Origin of the sequence: Vibrio sp. 1641, from assembly GCF_033339995.1 — a bacterium.
GTDB lineage: Bacteria > Pseudomonadota > Gammaproteobacteria > Enterobacterales > Vibrionaceae > Vibrio > Vibrio alginolyticus.
In genome coordinates this window covers 1-694 of record NZ_JAWOVP010000186.1, presented here as the reverse complement: position 1 = coordinate 694, position 694 = coordinate 1, and the positions used below count along the sequence as shown (strand labels likewise).

Genomic DNA, 694 nt, shown 5'->3' with positions numbered 1-694 from the left:
ATCTTCATCCGCCAAATGCAGCGCTTGTTCCAAGCTCATGTGCTGCTTTCGTTTCTCAGAAACACCAACTGAAATCGAGACAGTTTTCAGCTCTGCGCACAATTTATCGGTAACATCCAATCGACTCAGTTCTTGAACGGCTCGCGAAAGCTCTATTTGTGTTGGGTATCCGAGCAAAATAAATTCGTCACCACCAATACGATAGCTTCGCCCAGACCACACTCGATGTATCTTCAGCGAAAGCAATTGCAGCACTTCATCACCCGCTAAATGACCGTAGGTATCGTTGATTTGTTTGAAGTGATTAATATCTAAATAAAGAATCGCCAAATCCTTAGTCACCCCTTGGCGATACTTAACTTGCAAAGAGCGACGATTCCTCAACCCAGTTAAATTATCGGTGTTGGATTGACGATACAGATAGAGAGAAACACAAATTGCCAATACAAGTACGAATAGAAATACCGCTTGGGTTTGTGTTGCCAATCGCACCTCATACTCTAACGCCGTGCGCCAATCTGGACGCAAATCGTATTGAGCCACAATTTTGTCAACGCCCAACATCGCGATCGCGCGGCTAAAATATGGCGCTAACATTGCACCGCGTTCATTCGCGACGAGGCCGATAGACAACTGCGAACTGTAAAACTCCCCTATCGCGGTATCTTGTTCGATGGGCACAAGCTCGCTCAAA

General features: G+C 45.8%; 1 protein-coding gene. It reads right to left on the bottom strand.

From position 1 onward, the window contains the following. Positions 1-694: GGDEF domain-containing protein (locus R7Z47_RS24960; RefSeq protein ID WP_318130778.1), on the bottom strand; the 694-nt coding region annotated here is incomplete at both ends.